Source organism: Flavobacterium collinsii (assembly GCF_902804485.1).
GTDB classification, from domain to species: domain Bacteria; phylum Bacteroidota; class Bacteroidia; order Flavobacteriales; family Flavobacteriaceae; genus Flavobacterium; species Flavobacterium collinsii.
Genome location: NZ_CADCST010000072.1, coordinates 1 through 18,728, shown reverse-complemented (window position 1 = coordinate 18,728; position 18,728 = coordinate 1). Strand labels below are relative to the sequence as shown.

General features: G+C 36.3%; 9 protein-coding genes. 1 reads left to right on the top strand and 8 read right to left on the bottom strand.

Features of this window, described 5'->3' with window-relative positions; translation table 11 throughout:
- Window positions 1-31: 31 nt before the first annotated feature.
- From sov to tnpA, 5 genes are all read right to left on the bottom strand, one after another.
- Window positions 32-7,249: a T9SS outer membrane translocon Sov/SprA gene (sov, locus tag FLA105534_RS07575; protein ID WP_173965418.1), complete on the bottom strand. Its 7,218-nt coding sequence runs from the start codon at window positions 7,247-7,249 to the stop codon at window positions 32-34.
- A gap of 24 nt (window positions 7,250-7,273) precedes the next feature.
- Window positions 7,274-7,855: a Holliday junction branch migration protein RuvA gene (ruvA, locus tag FLA105534_RS07570; protein WP_173965417.1), complete on the bottom strand. Its 582-nt coding sequence runs from the start codon at window positions 7,853-7,855 to the stop codon at window positions 7,274-7,276.
- Window positions 7,856-7,932: 77 nt separating this feature from the next.
- Window positions 7,933-10,224, bottom strand: a complete 2,292-nt coding sequence (locus tag FLA105534_RS07565; protein ID WP_173965416.1) for an NADP-dependent malic enzyme — start codon at window positions 10,222-10,224, stop codon at window positions 7,933-7,935.
- Between the two features lie 159 nt (window positions 10,225-10,383).
- Window positions 10,384-10,809 (bottom strand): CBS domain-containing protein, encoded by a 426-nt coding sequence (locus FLA105534_RS07560; protein ID WP_173965415.1) that lies wholly within the window; start codon window positions 10,807-10,809, stop codon window positions 10,384-10,386.
- Window positions 10,810-11,519: 710 nt separating this feature from the next.
- Window positions 11,520-11,972, bottom strand: a complete 453-nt coding sequence (tnpA, locus tag FLA105534_RS07555; protein ID WP_173965414.1) for an IS200/IS605 family transposase — start codon at window positions 11,970-11,972, stop codon at window positions 11,520-11,522.
- 1,088 nt (window positions 11,973-13,060) lie between these two features.
- Between tnpA and FLA105534_RS07550 the strand changes: the two genes are divergently transcribed.
- Window positions 13,061-13,390: a hypothetical protein gene (locus FLA105534_RS07550; RefSeq protein WP_173965413.1), complete on the top strand. Its 330-nt coding sequence runs from the start codon at window positions 13,061-13,063 to the stop codon at window positions 13,388-13,390.
- A 363-nt stretch (window positions 13,391-13,753) separates the two neighbouring features.
- On the opposite strand, the gene FLA105534_RS07545 is transcribed toward FLA105534_RS07550, so the two are convergent.
- From FLA105534_RS07545 to FLA105534_RS07535, 3 genes are all read right to left on the bottom strand, one after another.
- Window positions 13,754-15,694 (bottom strand): OmpA family protein, encoded by a 1,941-nt coding sequence (locus tag FLA105534_RS07545; RefSeq protein WP_173965412.1) that lies wholly within the window; start codon window positions 15,692-15,694, stop codon window positions 13,754-13,756.
- Between the two features lie 11 nt (window positions 15,695-15,705).
- Window positions 15,706-16,611 carry a PorP/SprF family type IX secretion system membrane protein gene (locus FLA105534_RS07540; protein ID WP_173965411.1) on the bottom strand — a complete coding sequence of 302 codons (906 nt, stop codon included), beginning with the start codon at window positions 16,609-16,611 and terminating at the stop codon, window positions 15,706-15,708.
- Window positions 16,612-16,660: 49 nt separating this feature from the next.
- Window positions 16,661-18,728: T9SS type B sorting domain-containing protein (locus FLA105534_RS07535; protein WP_173965410.1), on the bottom strand; the 2,068-nt coding region annotated here is incomplete at its 5' end.

Here is an 18,728-nt window from a genome sequence, read left to right as displayed (position 1 = left end):
TTCTAATAAAATCCCCTTTAGAAACCAAAAATTAATTTCCAAAATTATAGCGAAGTGTAAATCCTGATCTAATGTTGGTTAAAGGAAATGATGTCGAGATTACAGCTTTTGAAAAGGAGTGATCGTAATAGAATATTGCGGTCAGGTTTTTACTGAAAGCATAATCCGCCGTAAGTTTTAACGACCAAATATTTTGTCCCGCTGCCAACTGATTATTATCGTAATCTAAATAACGCACTAATGTTTCGTTATTTCTATACGAGAAATCAGCCTTAATATTGATATCACTTTTAATAATTCCAGTTGGAGTATCTGCAAGTCTCGAGGAGAAGATAACATCTCTAAAACGATAACCCAGACCAATAACATATTCCATTCCTTTTACTTCTGTCAATAAATTATTGTCAAAACTCATAGACAATGCTCTGTCTTTTTTAATCTCTGTAAGTACACGCAATGAACTTTTCAATTCAAAATCCATTCGGATTAACGGACTGAACTGCTCCACCAGGTTAATGTTTGACATGATCGTTTTGTTAAAGAAATTGGTGTTCACATCTTGCCCGTTAGGTTTTTCATTATAGTCAAAGTTTGATCGGAACTGATTGATCGTATACGACGCCCTGTAGTTATGCTGTAAAGAGAAACGCTTGAATTTGTCTTTAAAATATTTATAACGCATCAAACCATTGTATTTAACACTCCAGTTTGGAATAGGGAAACTTCTGAAAATATCTGTCGAACTGCTTGACGCATTACCTCCGGAATATGCCGCTAAGAATGCTGGCAATAAAACAGCCTGATTGCTTTTGGTAAACCCTATTGGATACCCTTCATTAGCAACATATACTTTATAATTAGGATCTGTTGGTGCCGGAATCGGGTTATTAGCATCTCCATATCTCGGAATTGCAGCTCCTGCACCATAACGGTCCTCCGCCAGACGGTTTGCTATAATCAAACGGTTGTTTCTGAAATCATCAAATGCAGCGGACTCTGTTGCACTACTGGTTGAGAATGCTGTTTTGATAAGCACTGTTGAAATAGAGAACATCCCATAATTATACGGCGACAAAGCCTTATAATCTAAATCTCCTGTAAGATTATTTTTAACAACACTATACTGCTCTGAATTATTTTCAGAATAAGCGCGATCCATATTCAGATCAATTTTTAAATCCGGCAGTAAATCGATATTCGCAGTCACTTTCAAGAGCTTATTTGTTACCTGCGTAAAACTTTGATTGAAATCCTGATAAGTGGTCAACCACCCTCTTTTCGCAGCTTCAAAACGAACATCATCCTGACTTCCGAAAACAAATCCTAAAGTAGGCCTTGACGTTCCGAAGAAACCAACACCAGGAGTATAACCCGGTAAAACCGTTCCGCTATTTTTAGTATAATTAACCTGAATGTTTTTTACACTTGTCAGAATACCAATCATGCCATCGTAAAACGGACTGCTGCTGGTTACCGGTTTTGCTGTATTCACAATTTTTTCTCCAGGTTTTGGAGGTGCAACTGCTTTAGGTTTTGCTCCTGCTTTTGCTCCGGGAGTTAATCCTAAATACTTGTACAGCATATTCATGTTAAGTGTTGTCGTAAGCGTATTTGAGTTGGCATTCTGGATGGTATTCCCTAAATCAAACTCGTTTCCATTATTATCAACATATTGAGAAAATGCTGTCGAAGCACGCTGCCAGCTGTAATCGGCGGTATAGGAATAGGTCGCTTTTACGAAGCTTAAAACCGGAATTTTATTGATTGGAATATCATAGTTCAGTACTAATTGCTGTAAGTGCTGATTTGGTGTTCCGATATCAAAATAGTCGTCCCAGATATTAAAATCCTGTTTTGGCGTATTATCATCGTTTAGAAAATTCCTTACGATGTTATTGGATGCCGCCGTGTAATTAATTTTCAGGGATTTTGTCAGATTAAAACCAAATCCGTACTGATAATTAAATGCAAAATTTCGTCGGTACAAAGGATCCAGACCGATTCCCTGTACTTCAACTTCTCTAAATTGCTGGCGGTTGCTTTGTCTTAAAACATTTGTATTAAAAGAAATATTAGAGGGTAAATAATTAAAATTAAAATCACTTAACATTTTCCAGTACTCACTTTTCTTCATGAATTTCGTCTGCTTGAAAGGCACTACTTCTTTAGGCTGAAAGGTGTAAGCATAATTCACAGCTGTATTAGATTGTTCGTCTACATAGTCTGCTACTTCATAATCGTGACGTTCTACCTGATTATACGATTGCGAGAAAGTCAAATTCTCTACATCATAAACATGCGGCTTCTGTTCCGGCGCTCTGTCTTTTCTCACTCCGATAAAATTGATACTTCTTCGTTTTGTATAATCAATAGCTCTGGTTCTGATGTTGTCTTTCTCTGCCGGATCAGTAGTTTCTCTGATCAACTGATCTAGTTTGATATCCTGATTGAACGGATCGTATTCCGGCGTGATTACTTCTTCTCCAATGGCATAATTAAACGGTAGGTTAATCCCCCATTTTTGCGGTAATAATTTACCCAAATTCAAATTGGTCACAATATTATACTGCTGAATATCTTCACGACTTCTTTCGTTTGCTCCTTGTTCTAAAGATCCGAAACCAATTGTACTTTTCTTACCCGTAGCAGATACAGTAGCAAAATCGGCCATATTGGTATCGATATTTAAGATGGCTGCCATACCGCCCTTATTTTCCAAATCAGACATTCGAAGTTCATTGAACCAAACCTCTCCTTTTATCGCTTTATGATCTGCCCTACTCTTAACCCCTACCATTAAATTTCTAACTAATCCAAAATTAGGATTTCCTTTTATTCCCAATCTTAACCTACCGTCTCCGTCACCTCCATTGATACTTAAATCATCATCCGGATAATAAATTCCGTTGACATCTCTTTTGTCAGAATTAATATCGATACTCATGGCCTTAATTTTCATTCTGGTCAATAATTCCAGTGCCAAATCAATATTATTTTCTTCCAGCCAAACCTGATCCGGACTTATAGCACAAGACCCTCCTGTTCTTGTAACTTTTAACGGAACTTCGACCTGATAGAAGTTTTGAGTATAATCATTTCCAAAACGAATAAAACCAATCATTTCATCGTCTAATAAAGTATTCTCGTTTGGTAATGATTCTGCGTGTAAAAACATTTTTAGTTTTTTATACTGACGCATGTCTACACTTACATTTTTAAAAACTCCTCTTGCGTCTGTATATTGCAAACCAGACCCTCCTACGCGCAATGCCAAAGCTTGCTCATTTTGATTGATAATTGTATTGTTATTATACAGTTGCTCTCTCTGAACACCTGGCGGCACTACATAATTCACAGGACACTTTGTACCATTCTCCTGAATGTTTACGGCCGAAACATCAAATTCTGTTCCGTCATCAGCTGGATTAGTGTCGTTGGCATCTAGTGAACCGGTGTATCTTCTCCACTCTCCTCTAACTAAATCTAAGGCTCCAAAACGAACGGTCATTTGATTACTAAAACCTGTCATGAACATACGCATGAAACGAATCGATCTGAAGTCGGTGATGTTTCCAATGGTATTTTTCGGTTGAGAAACCGGAATTTTAAACTGAATCCATCTTGCTGTTGTAGTTGATCCGTTTGGCAATTCAACATTACTAACTTCACGAATATCTGTAACGAAATTTTGTCCTACCTGCATTCCCGGCTTTACATCAATACTGTATTCATAATAGGCATTGATCGTACTCATGGTGTTGTCACGGTTAATGTCTTCCACATCCGGCAATGTTGTTGATCCACGGTTAGGAGAATCTATACTTACAGGCGAGTTCCCCTCAGTACCATTATAATTTTTGTAGCGCTCTAAAACGCCTCCATCTGTATTTAAATAATAGGTATAATCGTCTGCAGCGGGATCTTCTTCTCCTCCGTAATTTGTATATACCGAAGCTTCTTTTCCATTTGGCAAACCGTCTAAACCAACGTCCTGATTGCTACGATTACCCGCATTATTATCAAAGGCATAAATTAAAGATTGCGATGCCGGAACGTCTCCCCATAATGGTCGCGGGTTCACCATGATCTGATCCGGACCTAATCCGTTTTCATATTGTTTTCTTCCGTCTTTTAATACGTCTTCTGAAACTTCTCCTAAGTTAAAATAAATTTTTCCGGTATTGTTAACCGCCGCTTGTCCATTACCTACATAAGGATCCATTACCCAAAACTGAATGTATTCGACATTTCCCTGCTCAAAATTGGTCGAGTTCAACGCACGCATGATTCCTCCAAAATTAGAACTGGCAGGGCTTGTAGCAAAGTTTGGATTGTTATTATAAGGTCCACGATCAGACGGATAATACGTTAAATCTAATGTGTTAACCACCTGAATCTGTCCTTGAGCAATGTCTGTATTTGGATATAATTCTCTGCTATAAATACGTCTGGTGGTATTTAATGACAAGTCATCATTTGAAATACCGGATGGTTTTGAAGCATAAAAAACAGGGTCAATTGTATACCAGGCTAATTTTGCACGTTTGAAACCATATTCTAATGTATTGGAATTGGCATTAAAAGTATTGTCGTTTATAGAATTTACAAATGGTGTCGAAGCCAGACTCCATGCATATGCTGATCGCATATCAATGGTAGACTGTGATCCTTCAAAATCATCTACATAAATAGTAGCTTCTCCTTCAAAATCACTGGCTTTTGGAGCATCCGGTTTTAAGAAAGCTACTTCTCCTCTTATCGAAAGATTTGAAGGAACATCCGTATCGATGTTCGGTAATTTATTTACTAATCGGGTGAAGAAAGGAACTTCGGTGGAGTAATTTCCATTGAATCCAAAAATAGCATTGTTTACAGATTCCTGGCCATAACTTGATTTTTGAGTAAATGGTTTTTCACTCATTTTCAAATAGGTTCCTCCAACGATAAATTTATCTGAAATTTTATGCTCAACATTAAAACCAATGAATCTTCGGGTTTGCTGTCCGAAAATTGAATTATTCTCCAGCGATACCTCGATTGGTGTATTCGAAGCCTGAAGCGAAGGATCCAGAATCTGAACGCGACCTAATTGATAATCGACGCTATAATCAATCCCTTCTACCAGTCTTCTTCCGGCAGCCATCACGACAACAGATCCCTGAGGAACGTTAAACGCTCCTATTGGAATACCGTTACTTCCGGATGATTTGTATTTTCCTCTTAATAAAAATTTATTTTTATCACTGTCCTGTAAAGCTCCGGATTGTGTGTTACGATACATGTTCCTAAAAACGTATCTTTTCTGGTTGGCATTATAGGAATTTGGATCGTCATAATTTTCTCCTGTACCTGTATTTAACTTTCTAAACAATAGTTCTCCAAAAGGCTCTTTTGTGGTGAAAATAATTCGTGCGTTCTGGACATCTACTGTAACTCCAGGGATATAGTCAAAGAAACCATCACCCCCGGTTTGCGGATCATTGTTGTAATTCAATCGGTCCAAATTAAAGACATTCAATAATGGTGTCTGGTCTACTTTATTATCTGCGGTTGGGTTTGCAGGGAAAGTGGTTCCAGGAACTGGTGTAATGTAGTTAATTGGAGAAGGATCTGTGTAAAGTATATTTAATCTAAAATCGTCTTGTTTGATTTGATAAGCCTGAGGGATTTGATAAACGTTTTTCATCATCAGATTCCAAACCGGATTCTGAACATTTGTCAAATTACTTTTCAGCATTTTTAATACTAAACTTTGTGTGATGATCGCTTTATTTGCGTTGTTATTTCCGGTAACTACTGTCCCGTCAACTCCGTCACTACCAAATTCTCCAACCTGATAAATTTTCCCTCCAACTGTATATTCAAATGCTACGGCCAAAATTTCGTCATTAGCCAAACGCTGCTGCAAAGAGATGTATCCTAATTGTGCATTGAAAGTAAATTCGTTTGCGGTTAACTTTCTGGCATTTTCCAATACAGAATAATCTGTTCCTTCACTGGTATTGGCATTATTGAATCCAGATTTCGCAGTTACGATTTCTCTAATATTAGAGTTTAGGTAGGCTCCGGGTTTTCCAATAGTAGCCGGATCGTATTTATTGTTGGTGTTGTTTGTTGGTGTATCGATAGGGTTATTAAAAAATCCAACCGGATTGCTTATCACCACCACCTGATTGTCCGGAACTCCCGTAACCTGTGCTTCTCCTAAATCCTGAAGCGCGATAATGTTACGTAAGTTATTGTTGTTGGTTGCTACCCTGTTTTGTTTGTTGGTTACCCAAACTTCTATTCTTGTCACCTGAACTCGGCTTTCGATAAAAGGATATTTTTTTAAAGAGGCGTCGTATTTGTTTCTGAAATACTGCGATAAGAAGAAGTGTCTGTCATTATCATAGTCCAGCGCATACAAATCAAAATTCTGAACTGTACCGCCACCTTCTGCAACTATACTCTTGGTTTGCGACTTCTGTTCTGAGAAAACACCGGTAACGGTTGTCTTACCAAATTGCAACACGGTTTTAACCCCAAACAAACTTTGAGCCCCACGAATAAGTGTACTGTTTAAAGGCATACTCACATTACCTACTTCAACTTTTTGAACAATATCATCTTCTGAAGGGGTGTATGCAAGCTTAAATAAGTTTTGAAAAGCAAAGGTTGACTGCGTATCATAATTAGCATTTACTTCTAATCTGGTTCCTACTTTCCCCAGTAAACTCATGCTGATTCGCTGATCAAAATCAAAGGTAAGACTCGATCTGTTTCGAGGTGAAAAAGCGGGATTATCTTGTTTGGTATATCGAACCCCTAAATCCATTTCTACTGACCCTGTTGGCTTTACGTCTATCGTATTGCTACCGAAGATGCTTTCAAAAAGTCCTGAATTAATATAATATCGGGGCAGCAAATCTTTTTTCTTAGCTTCACTTCCTGTTTTTTTACCGTCTATAGCATCTGATTTTTTTCTGAAATAATCTCTTCTGGATTCTTTCAAAACTAAATCTTCATACTCTTTAGGAGTTAATACAATAGGATAATTGATTGAAAATCCATCTACCGAACTGGTATAAATATATCGGTCTGTTATGGGATCGTACCGATACGCTGAAAGGATGCTTGGCGGATTTCCTAACTCTACTTTACCAACTGAGAATTGTGTTTTAGTTGTATCTTGAACTGTTGGGGTTACTTGCGCACGCAAAACATTACCGCAAAATAAAAACAGTAAAAAAATACAAATTTTACGCATACTCTTGGTTTAAATAAATTGGTTTTATAGGCTTTTTAATGCTTTTTTGATGATGGTTTCCACCGTAGCTTCGGGATCTTCTTTTACGATTTTCTCAACTACTTTTTCAGAAGTTTTACGAACAAAACCTAAAACCTCCAAAGCAGATAACGCTTCATCTCGATTTGTATTGTTTTGAACGACTGAAACTTCGTCCAAATCGTACAATTTTAACACTTTTTCTTTTAAATCAAGTATAACTCTTTGTGCTGTTTTGTTTCCAATTCCTTTTATGGACTGGATTACGCCTACATCTCCCGAGGCAATAGCATTGATAATTTGTCTTGGTTCTATAGAAGACAACATTGTTCTGGCAATGTTCGCTCCAATTCCGGAAACCGACAATAACATTCTGAATATTTCGCGCTCTGATTTTTCTACAAAACCAAATAATGTATGCGCATCTTCTTTGATTTGAAGATGCGTATACAATTTTATATTTTCTACATTGGGAATTAATGAAAAGGTATGTAAAGAAATGTTTACCTGGTACCCCACGCCGCCGCATTCAATTACGACTTCTGTTGGATTTTTCTCTACTAATTTCCCCTGTAAATGTGCTATCATAGTATAATTTATTAAGGTCAAATATAATAAAAATGCATTAAAAATACGACAATATTATTGGAACCTTATTATCTATACTATTTTGCTAATTTAATCTTTTTACTCTCTTTTTCCTGAGCGTCAATAACCGCAATTGCAGCCATATTCACCATTTCTTCAACACTTGCTCCTAATTGGAAAATGTGAACCGGCTTACCCATTCCCATCATAATTGGCCCGATAGAATTTACTTTGTATAATTCTTTAAGCATTTTATAAGTAATGTTAGCCGAATCTAAATTAGGAAAAATCAAAGTATTCACTTTCTTACCTGCTAATTTAGAGAACGGGAATTTTTCTGCAAGCATTTCCTGATTCAATGCAAAATCAGCCTGAATCTCTCCATCAACAATCATGTCAGGATGATTTTTATGCAAATATGCTACTGCTTCTCTCACTTTTGATGCATTCGGGCTTGTTGAAGATCCGAAATTTGAATAAGAAACCATTGCAATAACAGGCTCTACACCAAACATTTTAGCTGTTTTAGCCGTCATGATTGCAATGTTAATCAAGTCTTCTGTCGAAGGATTGATATTGATTGCTGTATCCGACAAGAACATTGGTCCGCGTGAAGTCAACATCATGTTAGCCGTAGCAATTAATGAGGCTCCCGGTGCTTTTTCGATCAATTGCAACATTGGTTTCACTACGGTTGGATAACTTCTTGTATGTCCTGTTACCAAAGCATCTGCTTCACCTTCATTTACCATCATAGCTGCAAAATAGTTTCTTTCGCGCATGAATTTTTGTGAATCAAGTAACGAAACGCCTCTTCTTCCTCTTGTTTCCCAGTAAGAATTTGCAAATCGGTTACGTCTTCCTTCTTCTTCATTCGTTTTAGGGTCGATGATTTCAAGTTCAGCATCAAAACCTAATTCTTCTTTAAGCTCTAAAATAACTTCTTTGTTACCTAATAAAATTGGGAAACCAATTCCGTCCTCATGTACAATTTGTGCTGCTTTAAGTACATTTAACTGATCTGCCTCAGCAAAAACAATTCTTTTAGGACTCACTTTAGCACGGTTGGTAATCAAACGTACCATTTTATTGTCATTCCCCATACGTTCGCGAAGCACATCTTCATAAGCTGCCCAGTCGGTAATAGGATTTTTTGCTACTCCCGATTCCATTGCTGCTCTTGCAACTGCAGGTGCAACCACAGTAATCAATCTAGGGTCAAATGGTTTAGGGATGATATAATCGTTACCAAAACCTAATTTTGTTGCTCCGTATGCTACGTTAACCTGCTCCGGTACCGGCTCTTTTGCCAAGATAGCTAATGCTTTTACCGCGGCCATTTTCATAGCTTCGTTTATTTTTGTAGCACGTACGTCTAATGCTCCTCTAAAGATATATGGAAAACCTAAAACGTTGTTTACCTGGTTAGGAAAGTCTGAACGTCCTGTAGCCATAATAACATCTTTACGAGTTTCTGTAGCTAAGTTATAATCGATTTCCGGATTTGGATTTGCCATAGCAAAAACAATCGGATTTTCTTTCATTGTCAATAACATTGCAGGCGTCAAGATGTCACCTGAAGATAATCCGATGAAAACGTCAGCTCCTTTTATCGCTTCAGCCAATTCAATTTTAGGTCCATCAACAGCATACTTCAATTGCAGTTCTGATAGTGAAGAATTATCTTTTGTTAAAAGTCCTTTACTATTAAACATCTTGATGTTCTTAACCTGAACTCCCAACAAAACATATAAATCTGTACAAGCAATCGCGGCAGAACCTGCACCCGAAACTACAACTTTTACATCTTCTGCTTTCTTTCCTGCTAATTCAAGTGCATTAATTAAAGCCGCTGACGAAATAATTGCGGTACCGTGCTGATCATCGTGCATTACCGGAATGTCTAATTCTTCTACCAGTCTTCTTTCGATTTCAAAAGATTCCGGTGCTTTAATATCTTCCAGATTTATCCCTCCAAAAGTTGGGGCAATGTTTTTTACGGTCTGAATAAATTCTTCAATATCTTTTGTACCGATTTCAATATCAAAAACATCAATGTCAGAGAATATCTTGAATAACAATCCTTTTCCTTCCATTACAGGCTTAGAAGCTTCAGGACCAATGTCCCCAAGTCCTAAAACTGCGGTACCGTTTGAGATTACGGCAACTAAATTTCCTTTTGCTGTATATTTGTAAACGTCTTCTACGTTTGCTGCAATGTCTAAACATGGCTCTGCAACTCCCGGCGAATAAGCCAAAGATAAATCTCTTTGGGTTGCATATTTTTTTGTTGGAACTACCTGAATTTTTCCTGGAGTTGGTTCTGAATGGTACAGTAACGCTTCTCTTCTTTTACTCTCTTTGTTCATTTATTTTAGCTTTTATTCTAGCTTACAAAGATATAAGTCTTGTTTTAAAATGGCATATTTTTACCAGTTTCTTTTCTTAAAAATAAAATTCGGGACGAAAAAAAAATAGCCCAAAATAATTTGGACCATTTTTTTAATATGTTTTATTTTTCGGTTGTTTTATTGCGAAATATAAGAGTTTAAATGATTAATAGTATCTTTCTGAATTTCTATAATGGCCTTAACTACATCACTTATAGATATAATTCCCACTACAATTCCATCTTCTAAAACCGGTAAATGCCTGATTCTTTTGGTACTCATCAGTTCCATACAATCTTCAATCTTATTTGAAAGTTTTACCGAGAAAACATTGCTTTCCATAATTTCATGCACAAAGGTTTCTTTCGATGATTTATCTTTTAAAACAATTTTTCGAGCATAATCCCTCTCAGACAATATTCCTTTTAAATCGGAACCATCAATAACAAGAATGGCTCCTATGTTTTTCTCTCCCATCACCTTTAAGGCTTCATAAACCGTTGTCGTTGAAAGAACTGAATAAACATTTTTCCCTTTTGTGTTTAGTATTTGATCTACAGTCATATCTGAAAAATTTTAGATTTATAAAGTTAGAAAAAAATGTAGATACACCACAATGAAAAACAGTTTTTTAAAACCATAAAACATTCATTTTAAGCAAAATAACTAATATTTTATGTTTTATAAATTTTAGTTTAAAGAAAGGATCGAATTCTAATCTTTTTTTACGAAAAGCGCATTGTTTTTTTGATTGTCAGATTTATTCTAAATAAAAAAATCTGTTGAAGATTTGCTTTTGCCCTTTCAGGGCGATACTCATTGTCCATTTAATCGTAGTGCGGTGCACTACGCTAATTTCATAGCGCTACGCACTATGCTAATGCTTTTGAGCCTTCAGCCCTTTTTTACATACTTTAAGTACTCATCATTATAAATCTATGATTATGAATAAATCAATTAAATGTGTTTTGTTTTATAATAAACGAGGCTTAGTAACAGCGCAATCTACCATTACAAATAAAAAATGACTCCTACCTTAAGCCCTGAAAGCTAATGTTTTTTGACTTTCAGTCCTTTTTTTAAAGGCTTTGAGTACTTATCATTATAAATATATCATTATGAATAATCAATTAAATATATTTTGTTTTTATAATAAAGGAACTTCAAATCATAAGCGTTCCGAACATGCTCTGAAAGAGCTTTAGCAATAGCGTAGTGCACCGCACTACGAATATAAAAACGATTATCACCAAAGCCCTGAAAGGGCGAAAGCACTAATCCCATAGAAAACGTTCATCATAAACTACCTGATATTTATTTAAAAATGCCACCAACTCTTCTCTGAAGCCACGTTTTTTATGATGCTCTTCCTGATTCTTAATATAATGTATTACTCTCTCTAGCTCTGATGGATTGACAGAAAATATACCATAACCATCCTGCCAATAGAATTTCGCGTAACGATCGTCTATTGTTTTTATCCATTTTGAGGATTGCTTTTTTACTTCTTCAACCAATTTCATTTGGGTGACTTTTTTAGATAGTAAACACAGTACATGTACATGATCTTGATAGCCTCCTATCTGAATTGGATTGCATTCTAATCCTTTACAAATTCCGCCAAGATATTCCCATAAACGCTCTTGTATGACATTGTCAATAAAGGGATAACGTCTTTTAGTACTAAATACTAAATGAACATATACTTTTGATAATGATTGTGGCATAATGCTCTTTTATTTACTGTTGTCTTTTGCTTTTGCCCTTTCAGGGCGGTACTCATTGCCTAATTAATCGCACTACGCTAATTTCATAGCGCTACGCACTATGCTAATGCTTTTGGACTTTCAGCCCCTTTTTATAGACTTTAAGTACTTATCATTATAAATCTATGATTACGAATATCACTTAAAAATATTTTAGTTTACTATAAACAGGGCCTCAAATCATAAACGTTCCGAACATGCTCTGAAAGAGCCTTAACAATAGCGTAGTGCATCGCGCTACGAATATAAAAACGATTGCCTCTCTAAGCCCTGAAAGGGCGAAAGCACTAATCTCATAGAAAACGTTCATCATAAGATACATGATATTTATTTAAAAATGCCCCCAACTCTTCTTTGGAACTACGTTTTTTAATTTGCTTTTGCCCTTTCAGGGCGGTACTCATTGTCTAATTAATCGCACTACGCTAATTTCATAGCGCTACGCACTATGCTAATGCTTTTGGACTTTCAGCCCATTTTTATAGACTTTAAGTACTTATCATTATAAATCTATGATTATGAATATCACTTAAAAATATTTTAGTTTACTATAAACAGGGCCTCAAATCATAAACGTCCCGAACATGCTCTGAAAGAGCCTTAACAATAGCGTAGTGCATCGCACTACGAATATAAAAACGATTGCCTCTCTAAGCCCTGAAAGGGCGAAAGCACTAATCTCATAGAAAACGTTCATCATAAGCTACATGATATTTATTTAAAAATGCCCCCAACTCTTCTTTGGAACTACGTTTTTTAATTTGCTTTTGCCCTTTCAGGGCGGTACTTGTCTATTTAATCGTAGTGCGATGCACTACGCTAATGCTTTAGGGGCTTTCAGCCCATTTTTTTAACTCCTAACTATTTACAATCGCAAATCTAGTTATTTTTCATAAGAAAAAACCTAAAAAATAATAAACCCAACTTACTTAAGATTAGAAAGAGTACAATATTTTATTAACACGACATAAGTGTCGTGCTATTTACGCCAATAGTTTAATACATTTATTTCGCAAAAAAACAGAACTTAATATATCAAAGATGCTATCATGGAAACAAATGAATTTAAAAATCTAGAGCAACTACAAAAACTAACCGCCCGATATTTCCACACTCTAAAATCGGCCAATGATAATGCAGAAACCAGTATGGCTCAAATTAAGTTTGCAAATTATTCTGAGTTAGGCAGTGTGATTACCGAAATGCTTAAATTATGCGTTCTCGCATTGAATCAGAATCGATATGAAAATTCAGAGACTGGCATTAATGTAGGTCTCATTTTAGAAACTGTTCTCCAGATATTTCCCGTGGATGAATTTGATTTTTTAAGTGAAATTAGCCCGATGGTTGCTATGAATTCCCACCCTGCCAATGAATAAATTACTATTTTTTTTGCTCGCAAAGACGCTAAGGTGCAAAGTTTTTGTTGTGGGTTGTTTGGTACCAATTTGTATTTTACGCATCGTTTGGTCCTTTTGACGAAGGAAACTCGAGCGATAACGACTGACGAAGTAAATACATTCTAAACTCTATTCTTAATATCGTAAATCTTTGTCGAATTACTAGTGTGATCCCTCGTTCCTCGAGATGACAAGATTGCGAATATAACCTGCTTCAATCTTTGTCGAATTACTAGTGTGATCCCTCGTTCCTCGGGATGACAAGATTGCGAATAATTTGATAACAACGAAAAAAGCCCTTTTCTAAAATTTAGAAAAGAGCTTTAAACTATTACTTTTTATTTACAAATTGGTGATTACAAATTCGCTTCTTCGGTTGCGTTCATGTTCTTCATCGGTACATTTTACTCCATCAGAACATTGGTTTACCAATTGGGTTTCGCCGTATCCTTTTGCGGTTAATCGGGCTGGGTCTACTCCTTTTTGAATCAGCCAGTTTCGGGTTGATTTGGCTCTCTTGTCGGATAAAACCTGATTGTATTGCAAGGTTTGTCGACTGTCTGTATGGGAACGGATATCCAATTTTAAGGCTGGGTATTGTTTTAGAATTTCGACAATTTTCTCTAACTGATAAGCGGATTCTTTTTTAATAGTGGCTTTGTCGAGATCAAAATAGATAATAGGAATGTCAAGTGTCTTTGCCAGATCTGTTCCCACTTCAATGGGTTTAATTCTCTTTTCCAGCTGAATCAATAAAGTCGTTTTTCCAGAATTTCTTTTTATTGTTACCGGAGTTTCCTTGCTCTCATAATCCATTTTTGAAGCTCGAACAGAATAATTTTTACCACATTTTACATTCGGAAAAATATAATTTCCTTTCTCATCAGAAACAACTTCTGCAACAGCCTGGAAATTTTCATCGAACAATGCTACTTTCGTATTTGAAAGAACTGTGTTGGTTTCCGAATCGGTTATAGTACCTATTAATTCCTGCTCGCAATTCAGTTTTCTTCTTTCTGTGAATCGGTAAACATCATCAAGTCCGTGGCCATTATCTCTGTTGGAAGAGAAGAATCCGTTTCTGTTTTTACTGTTTATTATAAAAGCAAAATCATCCTGTGGGCTGTTTACTGGTTCTCCAATATTTTGTATTTCTTCAAAGGTTTCTTCTTTATTTATTTTTGCTACGAATACATCAAGTCCGCCCAATCCGGGTCTTCCATCTGTTGCAAAATAAAGTTCATTATCTTCGGAAATAAAAGGAAAGGTTTCTCTTCCTTCTGTATTGATTCCTACCCCTAAATTTTGAGGTTTTCCAAAAGTTCCATCGTCATTTATGGCAACTTTAAACAAGTCCGACTGTCCTAACGTTCCCGGCATATCTGAAGCAAAATAGAGTGTTTTTTCATCTACACTTAAAGTTGGATGCGCTACACTATACTGATCGCTGTTAAACGGAAGTGCTTCGATATTTTTCCATTCTCCTTCTATTAAATTTGCTTTGTACAGCTTTAATAAGGTGACCTTGTTATCGTTTCTACCTCTTTTTCCGTTTAAAAAATTATTTCGGGTAAAGTACATGGTTCGCCCATCTTTTGTAAAAACAGGTGTTGATTCGTTAAATTTTGTATTTACTTTTTTCTGAAAACGTTCTGGCGTTCCTATACTGCCATCCGGAAGCATCTCCGCAGTGTATAAATTGGTAAAGGAGCTGTTGGTCCATTTGAAATTTTTCTTTGCGACTCCGCCAGTATCTCGTGCAGATGTAAAAACTAGTTTATTATCAAAAATAGTACTCCCATAATCTGAATACTTAGAGTTTATTCCGGCATCGGCAATTTCAAATCGTCCTGAATTTGCTTTTATCTCGTTCAAATAATTTTTATTGGATTCGAATAAAATCCCTCTTTTATCGGATGTCAGTTTTTGATTGAATTTTTCTAATGTCGCATCTGCTTTAGTATAATTTCCGGCAGCTTTAAGGCATTGTGCATATCGGTACAAATATTCCGACTCTTGCTGTTCCTTCATTGCAAACAATTCATCATACCACTTTAAAGCTTTTACCAGCTCCCCGTTAAAATAGTAGGAATTCCCAAGACGCTGAAACATTTTTTCATCTTTATATCCTTTGTCAGCCACATTTTCGTATATTTTTATGGCATCGATATAAGCGTACTTTTCGTATTTGGTATCGGCATAATTTATTCTGCCGGTCTGTGCAATTGTATTAAAAAAAAGAAATAAAAATGATAAGGTGTATAGTATTTTTTGGCTTTTCATAGAGGAACGTTTTAGAAGAATCTTGGTGAGGTAATTCTATTATAATTATTAAGAAACTCAAAACGCAGGAAGATTTCATGTGATCCGGAATTGTATCTTCTTAAATTAGTGGTTTCATGATCGTAGCCATAACCAATATATAAACCATCTGTTACCTGAAAACCAGCCATTGCACTAAGCGAGGCGCTCCAACGATATGCCAGTCCAACGACAAATTTATCATCGAACATAAAGTTAGCAGAAGCATCTACTTGTAAAGGTGCTCCCTGAACCATTTTAGTCAATATTGCCGGTTTGAATTTGATGTAATAATTCAGATCAAAAACGTAGCCTGCCATTAAATAGTAGTTGATTTTATCTTTAAAAATAGCCGTATCATCATCATTAAAACGATTGGTTTCGATAAAATTCGGAATTGACAATCCCAAATACGCTTTGTCAGAATGCCAATAAACCCCGGCTCCAATGTTAGGGGTAATTCTATTGTTTAGATTCTGAAACTGCGGATCGCCTTGATTTTCTGGATTCAATTTGTTGATGTCCAGATTAAAAAGATTCGCTGTGGCTTTTATTCCAAAAGAAAGCTTAAAAGTTTCTGAGGTTGGAACACTATAAGACAAATCGGCTGATAAAGTGTTCTCGTTGGTAGGGCCAATTTTATCGTTTACCAAAGAAACTCCTAATCCTAAATTACTGTTGTTTAGAGGTGTATTGATGGAGAAAGTACTTGTTTCGGGTGCTCCGTCCAGTCCAATCCATTGTGTACGGTACAACCCAAAAACACTTAATGCACCACGAGAGCCCGCATAAGCAGGATTTATTGCGATGGTATTGTACATGTATTGTGTGTATTGAGCATCTTGCTGAGCAGAACACACAACCGAAAAAAACAGGAACATTAAAATTATCTTTTTCATTTAAATGGCTTTTAAGAAACGGCCCGAAAGTACCAGGCCGCCGTAATTTTTACTTGTTGATATATAAATAACCCGATTGTTCATGCGGATTTGATGCGTTGTCTTTGTATTTCAGAATGTAGAAATAAGTTCCTACCGGTAATCCTTCAGATTGTTTTATAGTGGTACGACCTTCAGAGAAACCTTTAAAAACACGATCTTCGTTATTGTAGTTGTCCATTTCAAATACCAAAACTCCCCAACGGTTATAAATTTCAACCGTGTTGCTTGGATAACATTCTAAGCCCTGAATATAGAATCTGCTATTTTTGTCATCTCCATTTGGTGAGAATGCATTAAAGACTTTTATAACACATCCGGTTAAAGGCAATAAGGTAGGTTTGTCCTCCAGATTACTTTCATCATCGGAGATATCATCGACCACAACTCCTTTACCACTTCGTCCCTGAACGCTTGCCTGATTGCTTACGCTACCTTTGTTGATATCATTTTGTGTGATTTTATAAGTAGCGGTAAAATTGTGTTCATCAGATTCGTTTACATCTAAATCAATTGCCTGTCCTGAAACTACAACTCCTGGTAAAGGATCAGAAATCATAACACCTGTTAATGGAACGTTTCCAGTATTGGTTACTTTAAATTTGTATGTAATAGTTTCACCTGCATTTGCAAATCCACTTCCATTTTCATCATTAAATACTGCTGTTTTAATTACTGCAATAGCAGGAACTTCAACAAAAATAGTTAGCGTAGCGGTACCACAATTAGTTGGATGTGCTTTTTCGCAAACCTGATAATTTAAGGTGTAATTTCCGCCAGGAGTGTTTGGTTTTACATTTACGGTTCCGTCAGAATTAAATTCAAAATAAGGACTTTTTGAAAGATCGGTAAATGTAACTTCTGAAGGATTAATTGGTGAACCTTTCAATAAATCATTGTCCAAAACATTGATAAATTCGAGAGAACCATTTATACCATCGACATTTATAATACCATCATTTACAATCACAATCTTCACAAAAGGTATTGGAGGATCTGGATCTACAACGTTAATTACTGTAATCTTCGCAACAGCCTGACTGCAATTAGTTGGGTTTAAAGCTTCACAAATTTGATAGGTTAATTCATAAGTTCCTGATGCCGTTCCTGGTTTTACTTCAATTGTACCATCAGCTTCTAAAATTAAATTCGGATTTGGAACAATGGTAGTTAAGATAACAGTCGAAGGATTCAATAACACACCGTTTAAAGTATCATTCTGAAAAATACTTGTTGGAGAACTTTGTCCTTTACTGCTGTCAACAGTTCCGGCATTATCATTATTTGCTTTTATAACTGCACCTGTTACCGGAACATAACTTTTTACAGTCGCACAGTTTGTTGGATTTAGATATTCGCAAATACTATATTCTACTTCATATCTTCCTATCGGAGTTCCCGCTTTTACGGTTACAGTTCCGTCTGCATTTAAAGTCAATCCTGTCGGAACATTTATTGCCTTTAAGATTACTCCTCCAACATTATTTTTGATTATTGCCGGATTTCCATTCAAAGTATCATTATTTATTAATGAAGCTGTAGTTCCTCCTATACTTCCATTTACCGAAAGTGTAGTTTCCGTCAATGCCTTAATCGCTCCATTTCCAACTATAACTGTCGCTGTAGCACTTGCACAGTTTATAGGGGTTGCACCCTCTTCACAAATAGTATAAGTGATTTGGTACGTGCCCGATACAGTGTTTGGATCTAAGGTTAATACTCCGTCTGCATCAATGCTCAATGGACCCGTTTTGATTGGGGTTACACTGGTATTGGCTGCTGTTACCGGCTGTCCGTTTAGGGTATCGTTTGCTGTTACATTTCCAACTGTCGTTGCCGTTGTTGTACCCGGTGTTTGAACTGGGTAGGTATTGTCAATGTTGGCTACGATTGGATTTTTAACTTCAACTGTAGCAGTAGTGGTTGAACAATTTACAGGGGTTGCACCGTCTTCACAAATAGTATAAGTGATTTGGTACGTGCCCGATACAGTGTTTGGATCTAAGGTTAATACTCCGTCTGCATCAATGCTCAATGGACCTGTTTTGATTGGGGTTACACTGGTATTGGCTGCTGTT

Coding starts and splice junctions, on each gene's coding strand:
- sov (WP_173965418.1), bottom strand. CDS start 7,249: ATGCGTAAAATTTGTATTTTTTTACTGTTTTTATTTTGCGGTAATGTT.
- ruvA (WP_173965417.1), bottom strand. CDS start 7,855: ATGATAGCACATTTACAGGGGAAATTAGTAGAGAAAAATCCAACAGAA.
- FLA105534_RS07565 (WP_173965416.1), bottom strand. CDS start 10,224: ATGAACAAAGAGAGTAAAAGAAGAGAAGCGTTACTGTACCATTCAGAA.
- FLA105534_RS07560 (WP_173965415.1), bottom strand. CDS start 10,809: ATGACTGTAGATCAAATACTAAACACAAAAGGGAAAAATGTTTATTCA.
- tnpA (WP_173965414.1), bottom strand. CDS start 11,972: ATGCCACAATCATTATCAAAAGTATATGTTCATTTAGTATTTAGTACT.
- FLA105534_RS07550 (WP_173965413.1), top strand. CDS start 13,061: ATGGAAACAAATGAATTTAAAAATCTAGAGCAACTACAAAAACTAACC.
- FLA105534_RS07545 (WP_173965412.1), bottom strand. CDS start 15,694: ATGAAAAGCCAAAAAATACTATACACCTTATCATTTTTATTTCTTTTT.
- FLA105534_RS07540 (WP_173965411.1), bottom strand. CDS start 16,611: ATGAAAAAGATAATTTTAATGTTCCTGTTTTTTTCGGTTGTGTGTTCT.